This window comes from Nonomuraea sp. NPDC050556 (assembly GCF_044457355.1).
Classification (GTDB): domain Bacteria; phylum Actinomycetota; class Actinomycetes; order Streptosporangiales; family Streptosporangiaceae; genus Nonomuraea.
In genome coordinates this window covers 1,538,770-1,558,374 of record NZ_JBITGU010000003.1, presented here as the reverse complement: position 1 = coordinate 1,558,374, position 19,605 = coordinate 1,538,770, and the positions used below count along the sequence as shown (strand labels likewise).

15 protein-coding genes are annotated in these 19,605 nt (G+C 71.2%); 5 read left to right on the top strand and 10 right to left on the bottom strand.

What is annotated here, in order from left to right:
* The first annotated feature begins 71 nt into the window (after positions 1-71).
* Positions 72-455: a hypothetical protein gene (locus ACIBG8_RS36245; RefSeq protein ID WP_397347638.1), complete on the top strand. Its 384-nt coding sequence runs from the start codon at positions 72-74 to the stop codon at positions 453-455.
* A gap of 106 nt (positions 456-561) precedes the next feature.
* Here ACIBG8_RS36245 and ACIBG8_RS36240 read toward each other — a convergent pair whose 3' ends face one another.
* Positions 562-1,386, bottom strand: coding sequence for a hypothetical protein (locus tag ACIBG8_RS36240; protein WP_397347637.1), 825 nt, complete (start codon positions 1,384-1,386; stop codon positions 562-564).
* A 152-nt stretch (positions 1,387-1,538) separates the two neighbouring features.
* On the opposite strand from ACIBG8_RS36240, the gene ACIBG8_RS36235 reads away from it, so the two are divergent.
* The gene (locus ACIBG8_RS36235; protein ID WP_397347636.1) at positions 1,539-1,709 is read left to right on the top strand and encodes a hypothetical protein; all 171 of its coding nucleotides are present in this window, start codon (positions 1,539-1,541) and stop codon (positions 1,707-1,709) included.
* 4 nt (positions 1,710-1,713) lie between these two features.
* Here the strand turns inward: ACIBG8_RS36235 and ACIBG8_RS36230 are convergent, their stop codons facing one another.
* A complete protein-coding gene (locus tag ACIBG8_RS36230; RefSeq protein ID WP_397347635.1) occupies positions 1,714-4,809 on the bottom strand; it encodes a BTAD domain-containing putative transcriptional regulator in 3,096 nt (1,031 codons plus the stop codon).
* Positions 4,810-4,914: 105 nt separating this feature from the next.
* Positions 4,915-6,201 (bottom strand): DUF4434 domain-containing protein, encoded by a 1,287-nt coding sequence (locus tag ACIBG8_RS36225; protein WP_397347634.1) that lies wholly within the window; start codon positions 6,199-6,201, stop codon positions 4,915-4,917.
* A gap of 73 nt (positions 6,202-6,274) precedes the next feature.
* On the opposite strand from ACIBG8_RS36225, the gene ACIBG8_RS36220 reads away from it, so the two are divergent.
* Both ACIBG8_RS36220 and ACIBG8_RS36215 read left to right on the top strand, forming a co-directional pair.
* Positions 6,275-7,309: an NAD(P)-dependent alcohol dehydrogenase gene (locus ACIBG8_RS36220; RefSeq protein WP_397347632.1), complete on the top strand. Its 1,035-nt coding sequence runs from the start codon at positions 6,275-6,277 to the stop codon at positions 7,307-7,309.
* Positions 7,310-7,460: 151 nt separating this feature from the next.
* Complete coding sequence (locus tag ACIBG8_RS36215) at positions 7,461-8,849, top strand: aldehyde dehydrogenase family protein (protein WP_397347835.1); 1,389 nt, start codon at positions 7,461-7,463, stop codon at positions 8,847-8,849.
* Between the two features lie 416 nt (positions 8,850-9,265).
* Here ACIBG8_RS36215 and ACIBG8_RS36210 read toward each other — a convergent pair whose 3' ends face one another.
* From ACIBG8_RS36210 to ACIBG8_RS36190, 5 genes are all read right to left on the bottom strand, one after another.
* Positions 9,266-10,789: an FAD-dependent oxidoreductase gene (locus ACIBG8_RS36210; RefSeq protein WP_397347631.1), complete on the bottom strand. Its 1,524-nt coding sequence runs from the start codon at positions 10,787-10,789 to the stop codon at positions 9,266-9,268.
* Positions 10,790-10,823: 34 nt separating this feature from the next.
* Complete coding sequence (gene glpK, locus ACIBG8_RS36205) at positions 10,824-12,329, bottom strand: glycerol kinase GlpK (RefSeq protein WP_397347630.1); 1,506 nt, start codon at positions 12,327-12,329, stop codon at positions 10,824-10,826.
* 287 nt (positions 12,330-12,616) lie between these two features.
* Positions 12,617-13,360, bottom strand: coding sequence for an IclR family transcriptional regulator (locus ACIBG8_RS36200; protein WP_397347629.1), 744 nt, complete (start codon positions 13,358-13,360; stop codon positions 12,617-12,619).
* A 9-nt stretch (positions 13,361-13,369) separates the two neighbouring features.
* Positions 13,370-15,520 carry a glycoside hydrolase family 3 C-terminal domain-containing protein gene (locus ACIBG8_RS36195; RefSeq protein ID WP_397347626.1) on the bottom strand — a complete coding sequence of 717 codons (2,151 nt, stop codon included), beginning with the start codon at positions 15,518-15,520 and terminating at the stop codon, positions 13,370-13,372.
* Positions 15,517-16,080, bottom strand: coding sequence for a TetR/AcrR family transcriptional regulator (locus ACIBG8_RS36190; RefSeq protein WP_397347625.1), 564 nt, complete (start codon positions 16,078-16,080; stop codon positions 15,517-15,519). Before ACIBG8_RS36190 ends, ACIBG8_RS36195 begins: the two co-directional genes overlap by 4 nt.
* A gap of 48 nt (positions 16,081-16,128) precedes the next feature.
* On the opposite strand from ACIBG8_RS36190, the gene ACIBG8_RS36185 reads away from it, so the two are divergent.
* Complete coding sequence (locus tag ACIBG8_RS36185; protein WP_397347624.1) at positions 16,129-17,040, top strand: alpha/beta hydrolase; 912 nt, start codon at positions 16,129-16,131, stop codon at positions 17,038-17,040.
* Here the strand turns inward: ACIBG8_RS36185 and ACIBG8_RS36180 are convergent.
* A complete protein-coding gene (locus ACIBG8_RS36180) occupies positions 17,027-18,358 on the bottom strand; it encodes an MFS transporter (protein WP_397347623.1) in 1,332 nt (443 codons plus the stop codon). The genes ACIBG8_RS36185 and ACIBG8_RS36180 overlap by 14 nt on opposite strands.
* Positions 18,355-19,497 carry a DUF3089 domain-containing protein gene (locus ACIBG8_RS36175; RefSeq protein WP_397347621.1) on the bottom strand — a complete coding sequence of 381 codons (1,143 nt, stop codon included), beginning with the start codon at positions 19,495-19,497 and terminating at the stop codon, positions 18,355-18,357. Before ACIBG8_RS36175 ends, ACIBG8_RS36180 begins: the two co-directional genes overlap by 4 nt.
* Positions 19,498-19,605 lie beyond the last annotated feature (108 nt).

Below are 19,605 nucleotides of genomic sequence, written 5' to 3'. Positions count from 1 at the left end.
CATTGTGCTACTTGTAGCGCTACATGAAAAGGTATCTGTAGCGAATATGTGTGATGCTGTACGCTATTGACATGACCACGCCGTATGCATCATGGGAGTCGGCTCGGGCACAGCTGGTGCGCTCGGCGGAACAGCTCGAACACCAGGCGGCTCAGGTGCGCGCGCTCATCGCCCAGGGCGACAAGCTGTTCAGCGAGGCCCAGGCGGCGCTGCCTGGGCTGCCGTGGAGCGATCCCGATGTGACCACACAGTCGCGGCCCACTGTCGCGGCCCGGCTGGAGCAGCTGATGCGCGAACGGCCGGGTCACGAGTTCTCCGTACGCGAGCTCACCGAAGCCCTCGGTGACGCCCGTAGCGCCACAGTCAGGCAGACCCTGCTACGTATGGCGGAACGGGAGCAGGGGATCGAGAAGGTGGACACCCGGTTCAGGTGGTCGCCCGTCGAAGAGGGCTAGCACCTCGGCGACCAGCGTGTGCGACTCGGCGAGCGTGCGCTCGGCCTCGGCGAGCAGTGCTGCCACCCGGTGGTCCAGGTCGTGGTCGTGCATGGTGCCCCCTCGTTCAGGTTGGTAAGGCGATCCCGCGCCGATCGAGCAGCGCCGCGCGGCAGGCCTCCGTTGCCAGCGCGACGTCCAGAACGGCCGGGCCGTACGGGCAGACGAGGATGACCGCCTCGGGGTCGCGCCGGCCGGGATGCGCCCCGGCCAGCACGTCGCCGAGGCCCGCGCCCTCGGCGTCGAGCTCGCCCGCCGCGCGCATCCGCCCCAGCACCCCGGTCACCAGGCTCCAGTCGTCGACGAGCAGCAGGTCGGCCTCGTGCACGACGCAGGGCAGCACGCCGTCCGTCGAGAGGTCCACCACCACCGCGCCCGGACTCAGCCAGGAGTGTTCGATCGCGCCGACCGCGCCCCCGAGCGCGGCCACCACGAGGTCGGCGCCGAGCACCGCCTCCCGTGCGGACTCCGTCAGCGACAACCGCACCCCGTGCCGCCACAACAGGTCGGCCGTACGGTCCCGCATCCGCTCGGCCAGCTCGGCGTCCGGGTCGTAGACGGCGATGCCGGCCACCCCGGTGAGGGTGCTGGCCAGCAGCTCGACGTTCGCCACCGCGGCCTCTCCCGCGCCGACGACGCCGACGGTGATCACCGGCTGGCACAGCAGCGCCTGCGCGCTCGCCACCGTCACGGCGGCGGAACGCACCTCGGCGACGGGTGTGGCGGCCATCACGCAGCCGGGGTCGACCAGCACGATCAGCCCTCCGGCTCGGCCTCCGGCCGGAGGCCGGGGGGAGCGGCTCGTGAGCGTCGCACGGACGATCTCCACGGAGTCGATCCGCCCACACGCCCACCGCGTGTCCGCCTCGCTGAGGTACCAGAGTGTCTGCACGCTCCGCATCGTGCGCGCGCCCGCTGCCAAGACGGTTTCAAGCCGCCAAGTCCCGGTGTTGGCGAAGACTTAGCGGGGCGGCAGCGTTTTGACGGCGGGGTCGTCTTCAGTGGGAATCACCAAGCACCGGACGTGAACGAAAGCAGGCTCCCATGCAGAAGCGACGCATCACCGCCACGCTCATCGCGGCCACGCTCGCGCTCCCTTCCAGCGCGGCGCTCGTGTGCCTCTTCTCCCCCGCAGCGGTGGCCGGTCACGTGCTGGCGTCCGGCCCCACCGACGACAACACGCACTGGGGCGTCGACGACCCCGACAACCCGTGATCGCTCACCGGCCCGGGGGAACGTACCGGTGGAGGGAAAGGCGGTCGCGCAGCCGCTTCGCCTCCACCGAGTCCAGCCCCTCCAGCAACCTCCACGCCTCAGCGGCGATCCGGTCGGCGTCGGCCGGATCGTCCGCCTCCTTGGCCTCGGTCAGCACGACCAGGGCCAGCGCCTGCCACACCGGCAGGTGCAGGTCGCGGAAGATCTTCGCCGCCTCCTCCAGCCGCACGACGCCCTCGGCCGGGTGGCGCCTGGCCAGCTCGACCTCGCCCTGCTCGTACCGCACCCGCCCCTCGACCAGCCGCTCCCCTATCCGGCAGGACACGGCCAGCGCCTGGTCGAGGATGGTGTACGCCTGCTCGTAGCGGCCCTCCCTGTTGTAGACGCGGCCCAGCCCGTACAACGCGTAGGACTCGCCGATCCGGTCGCCGCCGTCGCGGACGATCCGCAGCACCCAGGTGAAGGCGTTGCCCGCCTTGTCCAGCTGGTCCTGCTGCAGCGCCGTCTCCCCCACCCGGTAGAGGACCTGCGCCTCCAGGCGCCGGCTCCCGGTGTCGCGGGAGATGCGCAGCGCCGTCTCCAGCAGCTCCTCTGCCTTGCCGTACTCCCCCTGGTCCAGCAGCGAGCGGGCCATGTTGCTGAGGACGTGCGCCTCGCTCGTACGGTCACCGACCGCCCTGAACACCCGCAGCGACTCCTCGTACTTGCGCAGCGCCTCGGCGTCGTCCCCGCGCAGCGAGTCGATGAAGGCCAGGTTGCGCAGCACCAGCGCGCACCCGTGCCGGTCGCCCAGCTCGGTGAAGAGGGCCAGCGCCGGTTCCAGCGCCTCGGTGGCCGCGTCCGGCTGCAGGTCGAACAGGCGCAGGCTGCCCAGCGAGTAGAGGGTGGCCGCCGTGCCGCGGCTGTTGCCCGCTCGCCTGACCGCGGACAGCGCCAGCTCGGTGGTGGAGCGCCAGTCGTCGAAGTAGCTCTTGGCCTCGAACAGGGTGACGGCGGTGAGCGCGAGGTCCCAGCACAGGTCGTCGCAGCCGAGCGCGGCCGCCTGCCGTACGCCGGAGACGAGGGCGGCGTGCTCGCCTTCGAGCCACGCCATCGGGTTGGCCAGCAGCCGGTCGGCGAGCGCGGCGGGCGGCGGCCACAGCGGCTCGTCGCTGTGCAGGATCGTGTAGTCGCCGCCGTAGGCGCGCCGGTGCGCGTCACCGGCCAGGGCGAGCCACGCGGTCAGCGCCCGGCGCAGGCTGGCGCCCCGGTCGTGGGCGCTCTCCTCGGCCAGGGCGCGGCCGCGGGCGAACGCGCGGACGAGCTCGTGCATGCGGTAGCGGGGCGCGCCCTTGGACCTGCCCGCGGTGCCCGCCTCGACGAGCTGCGCGTCGACCAGCTCCTCCAGCAGGTCCTCCGCCTCAGCGAGCCGCTCGTCGAGCAGCGCGGCGCCCACCCAGCTCGGCACGTCAGGAGTCTCGAGTACGGCGAGCAGCCGCAGCAGCCGCTTGGCGGGCGGGGCGAGTCCCTGGTAGCTGAGCTCGATGCTGGCCCTGATGCCGAGATCGCCGTGTTCGAGCTCGTCGAGCCTGCGGTTCTCGTCGTCGAGTCGGGCGGCGAGCTGGCGCAGCTGCCAGTGCGGGCGGGAGGCGAGCTTGGCCCCGGCGATGCGCAGCGCGAGCGGCAGGTTGCCGCACAGCTTGGCCAGCAGGGCCGCCTCCGCCGGTTCCTCGCGCACCCGGCGCTCGCCGATGATCCGCTCCAGCAGCGTGATCGCCTGGTCCTTGTCGAGCGTGCCCAGCTCGACCCGGTGCGCGCCGGGCAGCCCGGTGAGCCTGGTGCGACTCGTCACCAGGACGGCGCAGGTGGAGCTGCCCGGCAGCAGCGGCGTCACCTGCGCCTCGCTCATGGCGTCGTCGAGCACGACGAGCATGCGCTGGTCGCCCAGCCTGCTGCGGTACATCTCGGCGCGGGCGTCGAGCCCGTCGGGGATCGCGATCCCCGCCACGCCGAGCGCGCGCAGGAAACGCTCCAGGATCTCCAGCGCCGCGACCGGCTGACCGTTGCCGCCGCGCAGCTCCGCGTAGAGCTGACCGTCCGCGAAGTGCTCGCGCACGGTGTGGGCGACCTGTACGGCGAGGCTCGACTTGCCCACGCCGCCCTGCCCGCTGATCACGATCACCGGGACCGACCTGGACGGCCCCTCCATCGCGGTGAGCGCGCCGACCATGTCGGTGACGTGCTCGGCGCGCCCGGTGTAGTCGGCGATCGCGGCGGGGAGCTGGCGGGGGACGACCTGCATCCAGCCGGGGGTCTCGTGCGCCGGTGCGGGGCCTTCGCGTGCGGGGGCGGGGCCCACCCTGCCCTCGCCGCGCAGGATCGCCTGTTCCAGGGCGCGCAGCTCCTCGCCTGGCTCGATGCCCAGCTCCTCGACCAGCGTGGCGCGGGCCCTGCGGTAGGTCTCCAGGGCCTCGGCCTGCCGTCCGGCGCGGTGCAGGGCGACCATGAGGTGGGCGTGCAGCGTCTCCCTGAGCGGGTGTTCCTGCACCAGCGCGGTGAGGTCGCCGACCAGCTCGCCGTGCCTGCCGAGGGCGAGTTCGAGGCGCATGCGCTCCTCGACGGCCGCCAGGCGGCGTTCCTCCAGCTGGTGCGCGCTGCCCCTGACCACGCGGCCGGGGATGCCGTCGAGGGCCGTGCCGTACCACATGTCGAGGGCGGCGCGGAGGGAGGCGGCCGCCTCTTCGAGCTTGCCGCTCTCGGCCAGGGCGCGGCCCCTGGCCACCTCCCTGTCGAAGACCTGCGCGTCGACGCTGTCGGCCGGGATGTCGAGGACGTAGCCGGGGGCGCGGGTGACGATCACCTCGGACAGCCCGGCTTCGGCGAGCATGCGGCGCAGCGCGGAGACGCAGAACTGGATCTGGCCCTTGGCCGTGCTGGGCGGGTCGTCGTCCCAGATGGCCTCGGTGAGGCGCTCGTTGGACACGACGCGGTTCGGCTCCAGCGCCAGCATCGACAGAATCACCGTCGGCCTGGGTCCTGGTAGCTGTAATCGGCGCGTGCCGACCAGCACCTCCACAGGCCCGAGTAACCGGACGTGCACGACGTCCCCCCTGGGTAGCATCGCATTTCACTATAAAGGGGTGACGAGACGTTAATCGTTTACACCACGTTATTGCGACAATGTTGCTTTTTACTGGAATTGCCGACTATGAATGGCGAGAGTTTGTCAGATTCGGCTATTTCTGGTTATCTCGGCGACCAGGGGGTCGGAGCCACAGGTGAGGTACGGGTCCCAGGCGTAGGAGACGACCTTGACCACCTGATCTGCGGCGGCGGCGAGCTGGCGGTCCACGCGGGCCTTGGTGGTCCTGCCGCGCTGCGGGCCGTCCTTCCTCGGGCAGGGACCCGCCTCCGGCGACGGTTCGAACACCTCCAGGTTCATCCACAGCTGCACCCCTGGGGGCACGTGGCGGGCCGCGGCGACGAAGTAGTCGCGGGTCGGCGCGTAATAGCCCTGGCTGTTGGTGACCTGGCCGACGACCGGGACGAGGCCGGGGTCCACCGGCGCGTCGGCCTCCTCCGGGGTGTAGACGGCCGCCTTGCCGGTGCCCCTGCCGTCCTGCACCGCGACGATCATGGGCGCGCCTCCGCCGACGGCGGCGAGCTGGGCCATCCCTCTGGCGACCAGGCCGGGCGGGAAGCCGTTGCCGCGCCTGGCGTCCAGGTAGGGGCTGACGAGAATCGTCGTGCCCGGCGCGGTCGCGGCGACCACGGCGTGCTGCGCCTTGTAAAGGGCGAGCACGGGGTCATTGGCCGGGCGGCGCTTGAGCGCCATCTCGAACGACTGGTACACCCCGGCCAGGCCGGTGGCGCGCATCCGCCAGTCCTTGAGCACCTGCCCGGTCAGGGCGTTCAGCGGGCCGGCGAGGTCGGGGATCCACGGCTTGGCCGGGTCCTGCGGCGCGGCGGGCAGCCCGGCGTAGACGCGCATGCCGTACGCGGCCGCCTCCCTGACCAGGTGGCCGAGCCCGTCGTCGGCGACACGGACCACGACCAGGTCGTAGGTGCCCTTCGCGCACGAGCTGCCCGCGGTCGGCACGTAGAGCAGGTGGAGGTTCCCCTGGACGCGGTCCCTGCCGGGACACTGCAGCAGCCCGGGACCGACCTGCTCCCGCACCTCGTAGCTGTAGACGCGGACCACCTCGGGTCCGCGCCTGACGCCCTCGTAGCCGGGGTCGGGCAGGCCGTCGCGCAGCAGCCTTCCCTCGGCGTCGACGTCGCGCGGCTCCAGCCTGGGGCCCATGGTGATCAGCGTGTCCGCCCCCAGCCGGTGCGCGGCCTCGACGGACCTGCGGGTACGGCAGGCGTCCTCGTCCGGGGTGATCCAGTAGCCGGTGATCGCGTAGCGGGCCATCACCTTGGTGTCGCGCGGGGCGCACCCCGTGTCTCTTGTCGTCCCTGGTACGGAGCACCCGGACAGAAGCAGCACGACGGCCAGGAGGAGCCGCGTCAAAGCGGCACGGGGCGGTAGGTCACACCTCTACGGTAATTGACCGCCACCAGAATGACGTTCTAGTGTCCGAGGCATGCTGATCCACGCAGCCGTGCTGCGCGCAGCCGGCGAGCCGTACACGATCGAGAAACTCGAGCTGGCCGGGCCAGGCCCGGGACAGATCCTGGTGCGGATCGCGGGCGCCGGGTTCTGCCACACCGACCTGCTCGGGCGGGTGCCCGGCGACCTGGTGCCCAAGCCGGTGATCCTCGGGCACGAGGGCTCGGGGGTGGTGGAGGCGATCGGCGCCGGGGTGAACGGCGTGGAGGTCGGCGACCACGTCGTGCTGTCGTTCGACTCGTGCGGCGGGTGCGGCACCTGCCTCAGCGGGCGGCCCGCCTATTGCGACACGTTCTTCCCGCGCAACCTGGGCGCGGCCGAGGGGCCGATCGCCGGGGTGCTGACCGGGTGGTTCGGCCAGTCGTCGTTCGCCACGCACGCGATCACCGGGGTGCGCAACGTCGTCGTCGTGGACAGGGACGTGCCCCTCGAACTGCTCGGGCCGCTCGGCTGCGGCGTGCAGACCGGGGCGGCTTCGGTGCTGCTCGCGCTCGGGGTCACGGCGGGTTCCAGCATCGCGGTGTACGGGGCCGGGGCGGTCGGGCTGTCGGCCGTGATGGCGGCGCGGGTGGCGGGCGCGACCACGATCGTCGCGGTCGACCTGCACGAGCACCGGCTGGAGCTGGCGCGCTCGCTGGGTGCCACGCACACCTTCACCGACGCCTCCGAGGTCCCGCCGGTGCTCTTCGGGTTCGACACGACAGGCGTGCCGTCCGTGATCGCCGCCGCCGTCGGGGCGTTGCGGCCGACCGGGGTGCTGGGGCTCGTCGGGGTCGGGCAGGGCGACCTGGTGCTGGACGGCAACGCCCTGGCGTCGGGCAAGACGATCATGGGCATCCTGGAGGGCGGGGCCGTACCTCAGACGTTCATCCCGCGGCTGGTCGAGTTGTGGAAGCAGGGGCGGTTCCCGTTCGACCGGCTGATCACCACGTTCCCGCTCGGGGACATCAACGCGGCTGAGGCGGCCACGCTCAGCGGCGCGGTCGTCAAACCGGTGCTGCTGCCTTAGAGAAGAGACCGTCCGCCCTCTCTTTGTAAGACCTCCTAACAGAGAGGAGACCCTCCCATCTCTGCTCCTCGCTCCTTGTGAGAGGAGAGATGGGTGCTCATTCCGTTAGGAGCTCTTTGTCAGGTGTTCCTAGGAGGTTGTTGTGCAGACCATGACCATCGGCGGCGTCGGCGTCTCGGCGCAGGAGACGTTCGGCGTCGTCAACCCGGCCACCGGCGAGGTGCACGCGCAGGCGCCCTCGTGCGACAGGGACCAGCTCGACCAGGCGATGTCCGCGGCCGCCTCGGCGTACACCACCTGGAGGCGGGACGAGGCGGAGCGGCGCAAGGCGCTGCACGCGGCGGGCGACCTGCTCATGGCCAAGGCGGCCGAGCTCGCACCGATCCTGACGGCCGAGCAGGGCAAGCCGCTGCAGGACGCGACGTTCGAGGTGATCGGCGCCGGGATCTGGCTCAAGCACTTCGCCGACCTGGAAATGCCCAGGGAGGTCATCCAGGACGACTCACGTGCGCTCGTCGAGGTGGTGCGGCGGCCGATGGGGGTGGTGGCGGCGATCACGCCGTGGAACTACCCGCTGATCCTGGCCTGCTGGAAGATCGCGCCCGCGCTGCTGGCCGGGAACACGATGGTGCTCAAGCCGTCCCCCTACACGCCGCTGTCGACGCTGGCGATGGGGACGCTGCTGGCCGAGGTGCTGCCGCCCGGGGTGCTCAACGTGGTGTCCGGGGGCGACGCGCTGGGCGGGTGGATGACGGCGCACCCGGTGCCGCGCAAGATCTCCTTCACCGGGTCGGTGGCGACGGGCAAGAAGGTCGCCGCCTCAGCCGCGCCCGATCTCAAGCGGTTGACGCTGGAGCTGGGCGGCAACGATCCGGCGATCCTGCTCGACGACGTCGATCCCGCCGCGGTGGCGGCCAAGCTTTTCGCCGGGGCGTTCCAGAACAACGGGCAGGTGTGCTCGGCGATCAAGCGGGTTTACGTGCCTGAGCGGTTGTACGAGCCGGTGGTGGAGGCGCTGGCCGCTCATGCGCGTGCTGCGAAGGTCGGGGACGGGATGGCGGAGGGGGTGCAGTTCGGGCCGATCAACAACCGGCCGCAGTTCGACCGGGTGAGCGAGCTGGTCGCCGACGCGCTGGCTCACGGGGCTCGGGCGGCGGCCGGGGGGAGACCTGTCGACGGGCCTGGCTACTTCTTCGAGCCGACGATCCTGGCGGGGGTGTCGGACGGGGCACGGATCGTGGACGAGGAGCAGTTCGGGCCTGCGTTGCCGGTGGTGGCTTATCGCTCGGTGGACGAGGCGATCGACCGGGCGAACGGCACGCATTTCGGACTCTCGGGGTCGGTGTGGGGCACGGACACGGACCGGGCAGCGGAGGTGGCGGAGCGGTTGGAGTGCGGGACGGCGTGGGTCAACACGCATCTGGCGCTCTCGCCTGGGCAACCGTTCGGCGGCTTCAAGTGGAGCGGGGTGGGCGTGGAGAACGGCACGTGGGGCTTGCTGGGCTTCACCGAACTCCAGGTAATCCACCGCGCCCGCTAACCCACCCAGCCCACTAACCCACCGCGCCACCAATCCACCAAGCCCGCTAACCCACCCAGCCCACTAACCCACCGCGCCACCAACCCACCGCGCCCGCCAATCCACCAAGCCCGCTAAGCCACCGAGCCCGCTGACCCACCCCCGGCACCCGGCCACACGACCACGTCACGTTGCGCCTTGCGACCTCGCGACCCACAAGGGCCTCGCGCCCTTTCGACGTCGAGTGGTCGCGACATCGCGGCCACCCGATCTTGCGACCTCACGACGCCCAACCTGCGACCACCCGACCTCGCGACCTCGCGACGCCCGACCGCCTGACCTTTCGACCGCCCGGCCTTGCGGTCGTCCGCCCTCGCGACCTCGTGCTTCCTCCTTTTGAAGTAGCTCTTTCCTCCTTCAGGAGTTCTGGATACCTCCTACAGGAGTTCCGAGATGCGTGCGCGGATGTCGGCGGTGTCGAGGCCGCGGACGGTGAGGGTGGTGCGGCGGCGCAGCACGTCGTCCGGGGTCGCCGCCCACTCGTGGTCGCGGGCGTACACCGCCTGCGCCCAGATGTCAGGACCATCAGGATGGATACGCTCCCCCAACGCGGGATCGTCCCTGATCAGCCGCGCCAGGTCGAACGCGATCGACCCGTAGTGCGACGCCAGGTGCCGCGCCACCAGCGGGTCCATCCGCGCCCCAGGCTCCCGGTCCGACCACAGCCGCATCGCCACCGCGTCCGGGCTCGCCAGCCCCGGCAGCGGTACGGCGGGCAGGATCGTCGCCAGGTCGTCGCCGCCGAGCAACTTCCCGAGCGTCTCCAGCACCACCTTCCCGATGTGCCGGTACGTCGTCCACTTCCCGCCCGCCACGGAGAGCATCCCGCCGCTCCCCGTCGTGACGACCGTCTCCCGCTTCGCCGCCGTCACCTCGCCCGGCCCGCCCGGCAGGACGCGCAGCCCGGCGAACGTGTACGTGATGTCGTCGCGCGACACCCCGTGCACCGCCGTACCCGCCTCTGCCAGGATCTGGTCCACGTCCTGCGGCGTCGCCCGCACGTCGGCCGGGTCGCCCTCGTAGGCCTCGTCGGTGGTCCCGAGCAGCAGGTGGTCCTCCCACGGGATCGCGAACGACACCCGGTAACGGTCGACAGGGATGGTCAGCGCCGCCTTCCACGGCCGGTCGCGCCGCATGACGACGTGCGCGCCCTTCGACAGCCTGATGCTCGGCGCCGCGTCCGGGTCCTCCATGCGCCGCAGATGATCGACCCACGGGCCGGTCGCGTTGAGCACCAGCTTGGCGTCGACGCCGAACTCCGACCCGTCGAGCCGGTCGCGCAGGTCGGCGCCGGAGACCGTACCCCTGGTCGTGCGGAGGCCGACGACCTCCGCGTGGTTGAGCACGACCGCCCCCGCGTCGACCGCCGCCCGCACGGTCATGACGGCGACGCGGCTGTCGTTCATCTGGTGGTCGCCGTAGACGGCGGCTGCGCGCAGGCCTTCCATGCGCAGCGCGGGCACCATGGCGTGGGCCTGGCGCGGGCTCATGATCCGGCCCAGCTCGGCGGAGAGCGCCGAGTAGAGGAACACTCCGGCGCCGAGCTTGGCCGCGCCGTGCGGGCCGCCTTTGTAGACGGGCACGAGGAAGGTGAGCGGCTTGACCAGGTGCGGGGCGATGTCCCCACCCAGGGCGCGCCGTTCGCGGTGGTTCTCCGCGACGAGCTTGACGTTGCCGGTCTGCAGGTAGCGCAGGCCGCCGTGGACCAGCTTGGAGGAGGCGCTGGAGGTGGCTCCCGCGAAGTCGCCCGCGTCCACCATCGCGACCCGCAGCCCGGCCTGGGCGGCCATCCAGGTGACCGAGGTGCCGAGGATGCCACCGCCGATGACCAGGAGGTCGTAGGTGACCGTACCGAGCTCGTCGCGGGTCCGCGCCCTGGCGTCGACCGTTGCCGTGGTCATGAGCCCTCCGTCGTCGATACCTCGACAAGCTCGGTCATGCTGGCTCCATCCAATCGAGGGTGCGTTCGACGGCCTTGCGCCAGTTGCGGTATTCGCGGCTTCTGGCGGTCTCGTCGATCGCGGGGTGCCATTCGGCTGCCTTGTGCCAGTTGGCGCGCAGGCTCTCCGTGCCCGGCCAGTGACCGGTCGCGAGGCCTGCTGCGTACGCCGCGCCCAGGCAGGTGGTCTCGGCGACCATCGGCCGCACGACGGGTACGGCGAGCACGTCGGCGAGGATCTGCATGAGCAGGTTGTCGGCCGTCATGCCGCCGTCGGCGCGCAGGGTGGTGAGCGCGATGCCGGTGTCGGCGTTCATGGCGTCGACCAGCTCGCGGGTCTGCCAGGCGGTCGCCTCAAGGACGGCCCTGGCGATGTGGCCCTTGGTGACGTACGCCGTGAGCCCGGCGATCACGCCTCGGGCGTCGGAGCGCCAGTGCGGGGCGAACAGCCCGGAGAAGGCGGGCACGAAATAGCAGCCGCCGTTGTCGGGGACGGTCGCGGCGAGCGTCTCGATCTCGGCGGCGCTGGAGATGAGGCCGAGGTTGTCGCGCAGCCACTGCACGAGCGAGCCGGTGACGGCGATGGCGCCCTCGAGGGCGTAGACGGCGGGTTCGTCGCCGATCTGGTAGCCGACGGTGGTGAGGAGGCCGTGCTTGGAGACGACGGGTTCGTGCCCGGTGTTCATCAGCAGGAAGCTGCCGGAACCGTACGTGCTCTTGGCCTCGCCGGGTGAGAAGCAGGTCTGGCCGAAGAGCGCGGCCTGCTGGTCGCCGAGCGCGGCGGCCACGGGGATGCCGTCGAAGTGCCCGTAGACCTCCGCTGAGGGCCGGATCTCGGGAAGCATGGCCCGTGGGATGTCGAGCGCCGCCAGGAGGTCGTCGTCCCAGGCCAGCGTGTGGATGTTCATCATCAGCGTACGGCTGGCGTTGGTGACGTCGGTGACGTGGCGGCCGGTGAGGTTCCAGATCAGCCAGCTGTCCACGGTGCCGAACAGCACCTCGCCCCGCTCCGCCCGCTCGCGGAGCCCGTCGTGGGCGTCGAGGAGCCATTGGAGCTTGGGGCCGGAGAAGTAGGTGGTGAGCGGGAGGCCCGCGCGCTCGCGGAAGAGCTCGGCGTGGGGGGCCAGGTCGCGCACGATGCCGTCGGTGCGGGTGTCCTGCCAGACGATCACGTTGGCGACGGGGCGGCCGGTGGCTTTGTCCCAGACGATGGTGGTCTCGCGCTGGTTGGTGATCCCGAGCGCCGCGATGTCGAGGCCTTCCACGGCCTCGTGCATGACTTCCTGTACGGCACGCCAGATCTCGTCGGCGTCGTGCTCCACCCAGCCGGGTTTGGGGAAGATCTGGCGGTGCTCGCGCTGGGCCACGGAGACGATGCGGCCGTCGGCGTCGAACACCATGCAGCGGCTGGACGTGGTGCCCTGATCGATGGCGGCGACGTACACGACACTCCCTTGGTGTTCGACAATGCCGAACGATTCTCCAGTCGTTTGTACTGACATGTCAAGACTCCCCGACCCGGGGAACGGACAGTACCGCCAGGGATTGCCAGCCCTAGCAGAAGGCGGGCGGGCCGTGGGGGCGCCGCGGAGGGAGGCGTGGCGGGGCGGGTCCAGAGCGACGAGGAGGGGCGACGGGCAGAGACCAGAGCGGGCGGAGCGGGAGCGGGGGGCGGGGTGGGTGAGGGCGGAGCCGGTGAGGGCGGGTGGAGGGCGCGGGCAGGGTGGGGGCGGGGTGGGGTGGGGGGAAGGCGGATTAGGGCGGGTTAGGGCGGCGAAGGGCGGGTGGGTTAGCGGGTTAGGTCGCGGGTTATGGCTCGGGCGGCGTCGCGGACGTAGGAGATCATGTCCTTGCGCGGATCCCCGTCCTCGGTCAGGCGTTCCACCGCGCCCCGGATGCCGATCGCGCCCACCACCAGGCCCCTCGCGTCGCGGATCGGGGCGGCCAGGGAGACCTCGCCCTCCACCCACTCCTCCACGTCCGCCCCCCACCCCCTCGATCTCACCAGCTCCAGGTCCTTCGTCAGGTCGTCGGGGGTGACCAGGGTCCGTGGAGTGAAAGGGGCCAGGTCGCCAGGCTCGCCGTACGGGTCGAAGGCCAGCAGGACCTTGCCCAGCGCGCTGGCGTGCAGCGGCAGCAACGCCCCCACCTGCAGCACCTGCATGCTGTCGTCGGGCCTGAACACGTGGTGCACCACCAGCACCTGCCCCTCGTGGCTGGTGCCGATGTACACGCTCTCCCTGCTCCGCCCCGCCAGCGCGTCCGCCCAGTTGAGCGAGCGGGTGCGGAGTTCGTTGACGTCCAGGTAGCTGCTGCCGAGGTGCAGGAGGGTGCCGCCGAGGCGGTACTTGCCGGTGGCCGGGTCCTGCTCGACGAAGCCGACGTGCACCAGCGTGCGCAGGATGCCGTGCAGGGTGCCCTTGGGCAGCCCCATCGCCCGCGCGAGCTCGGCGACGCCGAGCTGCCTGGGACCCGAGGCGAGCAGCCTCAGGATCCCGGCGGCGCGCTCCACCGACTGGATCGTCTCTCCCATGGGGCAAGACTAGCGTCGTTCGATATTACCGAACACCTTCGCGACGAGGGCGGGGAGGCGGGAGGGGTGCAGGCCGGTTCCCGGGTAGCGGGCCAGGCGGCTGAGGGGGACGGACCCGATGGTCCTGATGTAGTCGTCGGTGAGGAAGCGCGATCCCGGGCTCATCTCGTCGGCGAGGACCGCGCGTCCTACGGGGACGGCCACCCATTCGGCCAGGGACGACTCCTCGGTGAGCACGGGGAGCGGCGGGGTGATGTCGAGTTCGGCAACCCCGGAAAGGCGCAGGTCGCGGGAGGACGCCCCGACGTGGATCCCGACAGGCCCGCCCTCGGCCGTCCAGCCAGCAGACGGATCAAAATAGGCGAAGTCCCGAAATTTCAGGGTGAAGCGGAGCGCCACGCTCTCGCCGGGCGACAGAAGCGTCTTCGACCAGGCGCGCAGCTCACGGACGGGGCGGCGCACCGCCTGGCTGGGCGCGCTCACGTAGACCTGCGCCACCTCCGCCCCCGCTCGCGAACCCGTGTTGGTGACCGTGAAGGAAACGGTCACCGTAGCCTCCTCGTCGCGCCCGTCGGTGGACAGCGTCAGGTCGGAGTAGGAGAAGGTCGTGTAGGACAGTCCGTGGCCGAACGGATAACTCACCTCACCCTCCACCGCGTCATGGTGCCGATATCCCACGAACACCCCTTCGGCGTACCTGACCCGGTCGAACTCCCCGGGAAAGGTCAGGTACGACGGAGTGTCGGCGAGTCGCACCGGGATCGTCTCGGCCAGCCGCCCCGACGGGTTGACCACCCCGAACAGCAGGTCCGCGATGGCCCCGCCGCCCGCCTGCCCCAGCAGCCACCCCTCCAGGATCGCGTCAGCGTGGTCCTGCCACCCCGACACGGTCACCACCCCGCCGTTGGCGAGCACCACGACGACCCTGGTCCCGGTCGATGCGACAGCGGAGAGTACGGCCAGCTGGTTGGAAGGCAGGTCGAGGTGCTCCCGGTCGAAGCCCTCCGACTCCTGTGAAGCGGGCAGCCCCAGGAACACCACGGTGACAGAAGCGCCCGAGGCGACCTGGCGCGCCTCCTCCTCCAGCAGCGGGTCAGGCGACGAGGTGTCGAGCCGGTATCCGGGCGCGAAGGGCACGTCGCCCAGGAAGGACAGCGTGTTGTCGAGCTGCGTCGGCGTCAGTTGCGAGCTTCCCGCCCCCTGGTAGCGCGGGCTGCGGGCCAGCTCCCCCACGACCGCGATCGAGTCCCCCGGGGTCAACGGCAGCACTCCGTCGTTCTTGAGCAGCACCGCGCACTGAGCGGCGACCTCCCGAGCGAGGGCATGGTGCGCCACAGCGTCAAAGACACCAGAACCAGGGGATGACCGTTCGACCAGGGCGCGCACCCGGTCGGCCGCCTGGGCGACCAGCTCCGCGGGCAGCTCGCCCCGCCGTACCGCGTCGACGAGTTGCGCGTCGGTGAAGCCGCCCGTCGTCGGCATCTCCAGGTCGAGCCCCGCACGTAACGCAGCCACCCGATCGTTGACCGCCCCCCAGTCGGACACGACGACCCCGTCGAACCCCCACTCCTCCCGCAGCACCTCGGTGAGGAGCCACCGGTTCTCCGAGGCGTATTCACCGTTGACCCGGTTGTAGGAACACATGACCGTCCACGGCTGGGCGGTCTTCACGATGTGCTCGAAGGCGGGCAGGTAGATCTCCCGCAGGGTGCGTTCGTCGGCCTCGGAGCTCACCCGCATCCGGCCGGTCTCCTGGTTGTTGGCGGCGAAGTGCTTGACGCAGGCGCCCACGCCCTGCGACTGCACCCCGGCGACGAGCGCCGCCCCGAGCACCCCACTCAGCCTGGGATCCTCGGACAGGTACTCGAAGTTGCGCCCGCACAGCGGCGACCGCTTGATGTTGACGCCCGGCCCGAGCAGCACCTGCACGTCCAGAGCGCGAGCCTCGACGCCCAGGGCCTCGCCGACGCGCCGCAGCAGCGCCGGGTCCCAGGAGGAGCCGAGCGCCACGGCCGGCGGGAAGCACGTGGCGGGCGAGGTGTGCCGCACGCCGTGCGGCCCGTCGGTCAGCGTGATCGAGGGCAGCCCGGCCGTCGCCTTGGTGGTCCACAGCCCGTCGCCCGAGGTGAGGGCGGCCTGGTCTTCCAGCGAGGAGGTCATGCGATCGTGTCCAGGTAGCGCGAGAGCTCCCCCGCCAGGTCGAACGAAGGCTCCAGCAGCCACTGCACCTGCAGCCCGTCGAGCACCGCGATGAGCTGCGGCCCGCTGGCGCGCGAGTTGACCTCACCCCTGGCCTGCGCCCGCTCGATGGTCCTGGAGAACAGCTCGCGGCTGGTCCGGTAGCGCTTGACGAAGAAGTCGTGCGCCGGATGCGTGGGGTCGGTCGCCTCGGCGGACAGCGTCACGAACAGGCGCACCATGCCCGGGTCGGCCATGTTGCGCCCGGCGAGCTCCATCATGGTCTGGCGGAAGCTGCCCGTCTCCTCCCACCGCTGCTCGAACCACGGGACGCTGGTGTCGGTGCGCTGCTGCAGCACGGACTCCAGCAGCTCCTCCTTGGACGGGAAGTAGTGCAGCACCCCGGCCAGCGTGAGGTTCACCTGCGCCGCCACGTCGCGCATCGAGGCGCCGCGGTAGCCGCGCACACTGAACAACTCGCCTGCCGCTTCGAGGATCTGCTGCCGCCTGGCGATGCCCACGGCGTACGGCTTTTTCGTCATGAGGGAGAGGCTAGCAAACACGACCAATCAGTTGGTAGGTTTTTGGCCATGCCTCTTGATCCTCTGATCGCGCCCCTGCTCAAGGTCGTGAACGAGCGGCCCAGACCCGAGTGGACCGGCGACGCCGCGGAGCGCCGCCGCCAGTTCGCCCAGCGCCCGGACAACCCCTACGCCTCCTTCGCCGAGGTCGAACCCGAGACGGACATACAAGTCGAGGGAAACGTCCGCATCTACCCCACTCCGGGGGCGAGAGGTGCGCTCGTCTTCTTCCACGGGGGCGGCTGGTGGCTCGGCTCGGCCGCCGACTCCGACATGCGGTGCAGGGCGTTCGCCGCCCGCGCCGGTGTCACGGTGTTCAGCGTCGACTACCGGCTGGCGCCCGAGCACCCCTTCCCCACCGCGCTGGAGGACTGCTACCAGGCGTTGACCTGGGCGGTCGACCAGGCGGACCGGTTCGGCTTCGACCCGGAGCTGGTCGCGGTGGCAGGGGAGAGCGCGGGCGGCAACCTGGCCGCCGCCGTCGCGCTGCTGGCCCGCGAGCGTGGCGGGCCGTCGCTGAAACTGCAGCTGCTGGAGATCCCCGCGCTGGACCTCACGCTCTCCTCGCCGTCCATCGAGAGGTACGCCAAGGGGTACGTGCTCAGCGCCGAGGATCTTCGCTGGTGCGTCGAGCAGTACATGAAGGGCCACGACCCGGCCGATCCCCTCGTCTCGCCGCTCCTGGCGGAGGATCTGACGGGCCTGCCTCCGGCGTACATCGCGGTGGCCGAGTTCGACCCGCTCGTCGACGACGGGCACCGCTACGCGGAGCGCCTGAAGGAGGCGGGCGTGCCGGTGACGCTGCGGGTGTTCGAGGGGCAGGTGCACGGCTCGCAGTCCCTGACCGCGCTCCTGCCCGCCGCCCGCGAGTGGCGGGACAGCGTGGTCGGCGCGGTCAGGGAGCACCTCAGTCCCGCATGAGCGCCAGCCGTTCGGCCGAACGCTCGGCCACGGCCCGGTTGATCGGGTAGGCGAGGAACGCGAGCGCCCCGACCACGCCGATCCCCGCAGGGATGAGGCTCTGCGCGAGCAGGATGCCGCGCAGGGCCTCTTCCGTCTGCTCGACGCCGCCGCTCCGGTAGCCGGTCAGCGCCAGCATGTAGCCCATCAGCCCGGCGCCGAGCCCGCCGCCCGCCTTGGTGGCGAACGACGTCATGGCGGCCAGCGACGCCTCCGTGCGGAAGCCGTACCGCTCCTCGGTGTAGTCGGTCAGCTCGGCGAGCAGCACCAGCCCGAGCGCGACCGCCCCGCCGAACCCGACCCCGGTCAGCGCGAAGCAGGCCAGGATGTACACCGGCTCGGCCGGGACCACCGCGATGGCCGCCAGCCCCGCGATCGCCAGCCCCAGACTGACCAGATAGTACGGCTTGGCCCCCGACCGCCTGGCCAGCCGCGGGATCACCAGCGCCCCCGCCACCATCGGCCCGGCCATGACGATCGCGACGATCGACAGGTAGCCGCGGTCGCGCAGGTAGTAGAGGAAGAAGTAGGGCAGCGCCGCCGTGAGCGCCCCGCTGGCCGCCTGCACGGTCACCTTCGACAGCAGCAGGATCGGTACGGCACGCCCGGAGAAGAAGATCCGCCGCACGTCGGCCAGCCGGTACCGCTCCGGCGAGACCGGCACGACCCGCTCCCGCACCTTGACCGCCATGAACGCCACCAGCGCGAACCCGAGGACGGCGAACAGCGTCACGTACGCCACCCAGCCGCCCCGCCCGCCGCCGAAGAGGTCGACCAGCGGCAACGTCACCCCGGTGGTGACCGCCCCGGCCAGCAGCCCGGTGAACCCGAACACCCCGGCCAGCTGCGCCCGAGCCTTCGGGTCGTCGGTGATCGCGGGCAGCAGCGCGGTCGCCGGGATCTGGAACAGGTCGAGCACCAGCCCCCACAGCAGGTAGACCACCCACGCCATGACGAGCGCGCCGGGCAGCCAGGCAGGTGCGGCGAACAGCGCCACCAGGCAGATCGCGCACAGCGCCCCGCCGATGAGCACGTAGAGGCGGAACCTGCCCCACCGGGTGACGGGCAGGTGGTCGACGACGTACCCCATGACGGGGTCGCTGGCGCCGTCGGCGATCCTGGCGACCAGCAGCAGCGTGGCCACGGAGGCCGCGCCGAGCCCGATCACGTCGGTGAGGTAGAGCAGGAGGAAGCCGGACACGCCGCCCATGAGCGCGCCGCCGAACACCCCGGAGAAGAACGCGAGCTTCTCCCCCGCCCTGGGCACGTCGCGAGTCATCGTGCGGTCCACGCGACCCCCTGAGCCGTGACCAGGTCGGCGAGGTTGCCCGAGTCGACGTTGAAGTCGACGGTGTGCAGCCCCAGCGGGAAGCCGGACTTCTTGAGCTCCTCGGCGCCGTCGACCTGCAACCAGTTCACCTGGCCCTTGGCCCCGGTGGCCTGGGCGCAGTGCCCGGTGACCCGCCCGGGGTACCCGGCGAACCCGGTGGGTACGGCAGGCGCACGGTAGTCGCCGAGAAGCAGCGTGAGCGAGCCGTTCGGGGTGAGCGCGTTGCCCCTGAGCAAGGGCCTGGCGGGCAAGTAGGGGCGGAACGCCGTGCCGCCGGTGAGGAGCTGCGCCGGGTTCACGCACAGCACCGGCTGGGCCGGGTCGGCGGTGCGGCCGAGCGCCGTCCTGTCGACGTCGGCCGGGTCCATGTCGTAGGCGGAGTAGGCGACGACGCAGCCGGTCGGCACCGGGTCGGCCGGACTGGGCCTGGCGCACGCGGGCAGGTGCTGGAAGGTCGAGGTCTTGACGTCGGCGCCGAGCAGGAAGGCGGACACGAGCTGCTCGCTCTTGGGCGTGCCGTCGAACTCCTCCTGGAGCAGCCTGGCCATCTGCGCCGCGCCCTGGGAGTGACCCAGGACGACCACGCCGCGCCTGCCCTGGTTCTCGGTGTTCCAGTACTCGGTGAAGGCCTGCTTGAGGTCCTGGTAGCCGGTCTCGAAGTCCTGCGGGAGGAGCAGGCCGAGCACGTAGGCGGTCAGCGGGGCCTGGCGGTAGAGCGGCACGAACATCCTGCACCGGCCGGTCAGCCTGCCGACCTGGGTGAGGGTGACGGCGACCTCGGCGTCGCGCGCCACCGGCGGGTTGTCGCCGATCGGGAGCATCGGATTGGGCAGCAGGTTGACCGTGGGATAGGCGTAGAAGCAGTCGATGGGCGGGTCGTCCGTACCCTCCAGGGGTTCTGTGACGCCGTCGACGGTGGCGTCGAGGTCGGTGGCGTAGCCGTCGGGGTAGCGGCCCTCGCAGACGTCGCCGGGCAGGCCCGGCTTGCAGAGCCAGACGGGTTTCTTCAGGGGGGTCGTCGCGTGCGCCGGGGCGCCGGGCACGAGGCAGGAAACGGCGACCACCAGGGCCAACAGGACTCTACGCATGAGCGGCTCCCAGAAAACCTACCAACTGATTGGTAGAGTTCAGGCTAGAGTGACTCCGCTCACACCGTCAATGGCCGGAAATTTCACCACTTCTGCCCCAGGAGTTGA

Excerpts from the sequence above, each read along its gene's own strand:
- ACIBG8_RS36245 (WP_397347638.1), top strand. The coding sequence starts at position 72 with ATGACCACGCCGTATGCATCATGGGAGTCGGCTCGGGCACAGCTGGTG.
- ACIBG8_RS36235 (WP_397347636.1), top strand. The coding sequence starts at position 1,539 with ATGCAGAAGCGACGCATCACCGCCACGCTCATCGCGGCCACGCTCGCG.
- ACIBG8_RS36230 (WP_397347635.1), bottom strand. The coding sequence starts at position 4,809 with ATGCTACCCAGGGGGGACGTCGTGCACGTCCGGTTACTCGGGCCTGTG.
- ACIBG8_RS36220 (WP_397347632.1), top strand. The coding sequence starts at position 6,275 with ATGCTGATCCACGCAGCCGTGCTGCGCGCAGCCGGCGAGCCGTACACG.
- ACIBG8_RS36215 (WP_397347835.1), top strand. The coding sequence starts at position 7,461 with ATGACCATCGGCGGCGTCGGCGTCTCGGCGCAGGAGACGTTCGGCGTC.
- ACIBG8_RS36210 (WP_397347631.1), bottom strand. The coding sequence starts at position 10,789 with ATGACCACGGCAACGGTCGACGCCAGGGCGCGGACCCGCGACGAGCTC.
- glpK (WP_397347630.1), bottom strand. The coding sequence starts at position 12,329 with ATGTCAGTACAAACGACTGGAGAATCGTTCGGCATTGTCGAACACCAA.
- ACIBG8_RS36200 (WP_397347629.1), bottom strand. The coding sequence starts at position 13,360 with ATGGGAGAGACGATCCAGTCGGTGGAGCGCGCCGCCGGGATCCTGAGG.
- ACIBG8_RS36195 (WP_397347626.1), bottom strand. The coding sequence starts at position 15,520 with ATGACCTCCTCGCTGGAAGACCAGGCCGCCCTCACCTCGGGCGACGGG.
- ACIBG8_RS36190 (WP_397347625.1), bottom strand. The coding sequence starts at position 16,080 with ATGACGAAAAAGCCGTACGCCGTGGGCATCGCCAGGCGGCAGCAGATC.
- ACIBG8_RS36185 (WP_397347624.1), top strand. The coding sequence starts at position 16,129 with ATGCCTCTTGATCCTCTGATCGCGCCCCTGCTCAAGGTCGTGAACGAG.
- ACIBG8_RS36180 (WP_397347623.1), bottom strand. The coding sequence starts at position 18,358 with ATGACTCGCGACGTGCCCAGGGCGGGGGAGAAGCTCGCGTTCTTCTCC.
- ACIBG8_RS36175 (WP_397347621.1), bottom strand. The coding sequence starts at position 19,497 with ATGCGTAGAGTCCTGTTGGCCCTGGTGGTCGCCGTTTCCTGCCTCGTG.